Genomic DNA, 4,496 nt, shown 5'->3' on the forward strand with positions numbered 1-4,496 from the left:
CCAAAATACCGGTCAGGTCAGAAGCATGCCGGTGGGTTCTTTTGACCCTACCGACAAACATTGCACTCGGAGGCCGACACACTCGGTGTGCGCCCAAAATCTGCTGTCAGCGATATCAAGGGCTTGGCGAAGAGCGAGCCGACAAACTTCGGCTATCAGCACACCCGTCTCGCCTGTTTCTCCCGCCCGTTATCATTCCGAGAGGGACCTGCTGGGCGCGAGCCGCACTTTCGAGCCGCGATGGCGCGATGACACCGGGGAAAGCCACTGAGCGTTTTCGTCCCCGCGGCAGGCCTGCGCGGACGATGAGCGTCGCGGGCGGTCCATCGACAGGTCGTCCCCGGGTGAGATGAGCTGTTCTATCGGCACCCATTCTGCCGAGTCGTTGCTATGGATTTGCCGGCGCGATCGCCTTGCTCAGAGCCTTGTGTCACGTCTAAATGAATGATCAGAGGCATAATATTGAATTAGTTTGATTATAAACTGGCGAAGTCAGCACGGTCCGGGGTCCGAGCGTCACCGTAGGGCGGGTCAGCGCCGTCCCTTCCGCAGGGGCGCGCGATGCTGCAGGTGGTGAGCCCCGCCGCCGTCGGGAGCGTTCGGGTGCGGCTGGGCAGGTCGTGGTCCGGCATGCGCCCGCTGGCGCCGTTCTTCTGTCTGTACATGACCTTCGGCGCCACCCTCGGCTTCCTGTCCGGCGGGGCGCCGCTGATCCTGCGGGTCCGGGGCCTGGAACTGGCCGAGATCGGGCTGCTGCAGCTCATCAATCTGCCGGTGGGTCTCACCTTCCTGTGGGCCGCCGTCCTCGACCGGGTCCGCCTGCCGTTCCTCGATCACCGCGTCGGGTGGATCGTGGCAGCCCAGGGTGCGACGGTGCTGCTCCTGGGCGTCCTCAGCTTCGGCGAGCATTGGCCGCTGTTGGCGCTGCTCCTGCTGGCGGTCGCGGCCTGCGCCTGCGTCGCCACCATGGACATCGCGCTGGAGGCGTTGGTCGTCGAGACCGTGCCGGCGGAGCGGCGGGCCTTCGTCGCCTCGGCCAAGCTCTGCGGCGCGTCCCTCGGCGGCATTCTCGGCGTCGGGATCCTGGTCGGGTCCTACGATCTCCTCGGATGGCGCCTGGCGGTCCTGGCCTGCGCGGCCCTGGACGCGCTGTGCCTCCTGCCGATCCTCGGCTACCCGGAGGCGCGTCTCCACGGGGTCGGCGGCGTACCCGAGCGGTGGTCGGGCTCGTTCGCGCGGCTGCGCGCGCTTGCGGCGCGGATCCTGGTGCTGGGCGCGTATTTCGCCGCTTCCTACCTGCTGTCCGGCCCCAACACGCTGGCCCTCCTCGACCTCGGCGTGCCGCTGGCGCAGGTCGGCTTTCTCACCGGCACTGTCCTGCCGGCCATCAACCTCGTCATGGCGCTCGTCGCGGGCGGCCTCGCCGCACGCTTCGGCACGGTGCGGCTGATCGCCTGCGGGGCGTTCGGCGTCCTGGTCTCCGGCGGCCTGATGGCGTCCGCCTGCGCGGCCGGCGCGGTGGAGCTGGCGATCGCGGCGACGATCCTGAATTTCCTATGTGGCGGGATCCTGGGTGTTCCGGTGTTCAACATGATCTACCGCTGGGCGCAGGGGCCGCGGCCGGCCACGGATTACGCGCTGCTGTTCGGCGCGGCCTTCTTTGCCGCGATGCCCCTGCGGGTCGCCGCCCCGGCTCTGGCCGAATGGGCCGGATGGCCGTCCTATTTCGGCGCGACGCTGCCCCTCTACGCGGCGGCGGTGGCCTGGCTGCTGGTGACGGTGGATCGGACCCTCCGGGCCGACGGGGCGGGGACGCGATGATTGACGAGATCGCCGCGCGCGTTCCCGCGTCGCTGGAGACGTACCGTCACGGTGTCGCCGTCGGGCCCGGCGGGGCGACCGCGCTGCCGGTGGCCGCGTTGCGCGATCCCGGAGTGTTCGAGACGACCCTCTCGACCTTCGGAGCGGGCTACGGTGCGGTCGACCGACGCGTCCTCGTCTCGTACTGGAGCCAGTTCTATCTGGCCGCCCTCGCCACGCCGGCCTTGACCGCCCTGGCCTGTCTCGGGCGTCCCCTGCCGCTCGCCTTCGACACGACGCGCCTCGAACTCGATGACGCCGGCCGACCGGCCCGCCTCCTGGTCCCGGCAGAGACGCCGGATTGCCGGTCCGGCTGCGCGTCCGGCCTCGCGGGCCTGGTCGAGGGCCATCTGCGCCCCTTCGTCGACATGTGCCACGCAAGGTGCGGGATCGCCCCCCGGGTCCTATGGGGGAACGCCGCGGTGATCCTCGACTACGTCGCCGGGGAGTTGGGCTGCGCGGGCGAGCCGACCTGCCCGGCGGCCGCGACACGGCTCGGATGGCGCGGCGACCTCGCCTGCGGTAGGAACCCCCTCGCGCAGGCCCTGTGCGCGGACGCGTCGGGCTGCCGCCGGCGGCGCGTCTGCTGCCTGCGTCACCGCCTTCCGGGCGTCCCGTCCTGTGGGGCGCTCTGCCCCCTCGAACGCGCCACCGAGCGCTGACCCGCGGATCATGCTGAAGGCCTTCCTCGCCTATTACAGGCCGCATCGGGCGCTGTTCCTGACGGATTTCGGCTGCGCGGTCCTGTCCGGCCTGCTGGAGCTCGGCTTTCCCATCGCGGTGAAGATCTTCGTCGACCGGCTGCTGCCGCAGCAGGATTGGAGCCTGATCCTGCTGGCGGCCTGCGGCCTCGCGCTGGTCTACGTGGCCAATGCCGGCCTGATGGTGGTGGTGACCTATTGGGGCCACGTGCTGGGCATCAACATCGAGACGACGATGCGGGCCCGGGCCTTCGACCACCTGCAGAAGCTCTCGTTCCGGTTCTACGACGGCCAGAAGACCGGCCACCTCGTCGCCCGGGTGACGAAGGATCTCGAGGAGATCGGCGAGGTCGCCCATCACGGGCCCGAGGACCTGTTCATCGCCGTGATGACGCTGGTCGGCGCCTTCGGGCTGATGGTCTGGGTTCACCCGACGCTCGCGCTGATCACCGGCGCGATCCTGCCGGTCATCGCCTTCGTGAGCCTGCGCTACGGCGGGCGGATGACCCGGAACTGGCAGACGCAATACGGTCGGGTCGGCGCCTTCAACGCCCGCATCGAGGAGAATGTCGGCGGGATCCGGGTCGTGCAGGCCTTCGCCAACGAGCAGCACGAGCGCGCCTTGTTCGCCCGCGACAACGCCCGCTACCGCGACACCAAGCTCGAAGCCTACCGCCTCATGGCGGCCAGCCTGTCGATCAACTATCTCGGCCTGCGCCTGGTCCAGATCGCCGTGCTGCTCGGCGGCGCGGCCTTCGTGGTCCGCGGCGATCTCACGGCCGGCGGCTTCGTCGGCTTCCTCCTGCTGGTCGGCGTGTTCTACCGCCCGCTGGAGAAGATCGGCGCGGTGATCGAGACCTACCCCAAGGGGGTGGCGGGCTTCCGTCGCTACCAGGAACTGCTCGCGACCGAGCCCGACATCGTCGATCGTCCGGATGCGATCGAGGCGCGAGCCTTGCGCGGCGACATCCGCTTCGAGGGCGTGAGCTTCGGCTACGATACCGGCCGCCCGATCTTCGCCGGCCTCGACCTGACGATTGCGGCCGGGGAGACGGTCGCGTTCGTGGGCCCGTCGGGCGTCGGCAAGACGACGCTGTGCGCCCTGCTGCCGCGCTTCTACGAGGTCGCGGCGGGGCGGGTGACGATCGACGGCATCGACGTGCGCGACCTGACCCTCGCCTCCCTGCGGCGGCAGATCGGCATCGTGCAGCAGGACGTGTTCCTGTTCGCCGGCACGATCCGCGAGAACATCGCCTATGGCCGCCTCGACGCGAGCGAGGCCGAGATCGACCAGGCCGCCCGTCGCGCCCGGCTCGGCGCGCTCATCGACGGCCTCCCCGCCGGGCTCGACACGGTGGTGGGCGAGCGCGGCGTGCGCCTTTCCGGCGGGCAGAAGCAGCGCATCGCCATCGCCCGGGTGTTCCTCAAGAACCCGCCGATCCTGATCCTCGACGAGGCGACCTCCGCCCTCGACACGCAGACCGAGCGTGAGATTCAGCAGGCGCTCGCCGACCTGGCGCGGGGACGCACGACGCTGGTCATCGCCCACCGGCTGGCGACGATCCGCGACGCCGACCGCATCGTGGTTCTGGGCGAGGACGGCATCGTCGAGCAGGGGCGGCACGCGGCGCTGCTCGATGCCGACGGCGTCTACCGGCGCCTGCACGCGGCGCAATTCGGAGCGGATGGTGTATCGGCGACCGCCGCGGAGTGAGGCTCGGCCTCATCCGTCCTGGCGAGCGCAGCGAAGCAAACCAGGGAAGCGCCAAGGTTCGGGGATCGCGCGCGGCACGGGGTCGCTTCGCCGCGCTCGCGAGGACGGCACAGGATGATCTCCGTAGGCTGCAGGCGCTAGGTCATCACCTCGGCGAGGATGCACGGCACCTCGCCCGGGATCTCGCGGGCCATGAAGCCGATGCCGCCGTAGCGGCGGGC

General features: G+C 70.0%; 4 protein-coding genes. All 4 read left to right on the plus strand.

The genetic code is table 11. The features are described 5' to 3' along the window. The first annotated feature begins 630 nt into the window (after window positions 1–630). Window positions 631–1,821 (plus strand): MFS transporter, encoded by a 1,191-nt coding sequence (locus WYO_RS01425; RefSeq protein WP_128754906.1) that lies wholly within the window; start codon window positions 631–633, stop codon window positions 1,819–1,821. Next, a complete protein-coding gene (gene fhuF, locus WYO_RS01430; protein WP_007558166.1) occupies window positions 1,818–2,522 on the plus strand; it encodes a siderophore-iron reductase FhuF in 705 nt (234 codons plus the stop codon). The genes WYO_RS01425 and fhuF overlap by 4 nt, the downstream gene beginning before the upstream one ends. A gap of 10 nt (window positions 2,523–2,532) precedes the next feature. Beyond that, a complete protein-coding gene (locus tag WYO_RS01435; protein ID WP_007558168.1) occupies window positions 2,533–4,275 on the plus strand; it encodes an ABC transporter ATP-binding protein in 1,743 nt (580 codons plus the stop codon). Continuing rightward, window positions 4,272–4,496 (plus strand): hypothetical protein (locus WYO_RS32005; protein ID WP_210160727.1); only part of this gene is annotated, 225 nt, incomplete at its 3' end. The genes WYO_RS01435 and WYO_RS32005, both read left to right, overlap by 4 nt.

This window comes from Methylobacterium sp. GXF4 (assembly GCF_000272495.1).
Lineage (GTDB): Bacteria > Pseudomonadota > Alphaproteobacteria > Rhizobiales > Beijerinckiaceae > Methylobacterium > Methylobacterium brachiatum.

Excerpts from the sequence above, each read along its gene's own strand:
- WYO_RS01425 (WP_128754906.1), top strand. The coding sequence starts at position 631 with ATGCGCCCGCTGGCGCCGTTCTTCTGTCTGTACATGACCTTCGGCGCC.
- fhuF (WP_007558166.1), top strand. The coding sequence starts at position 1,818 with ATGATTGACGAGATCGCCGCGCGCGTTCCCGCGTCGCTGGAGACGTAC.
- WYO_RS01435 (WP_007558168.1), top strand. The coding sequence starts at position 2,533 with ATGCTGAAGGCCTTCCTCGCCTATTACAGGCCGCATCGGGCGCTGTTC.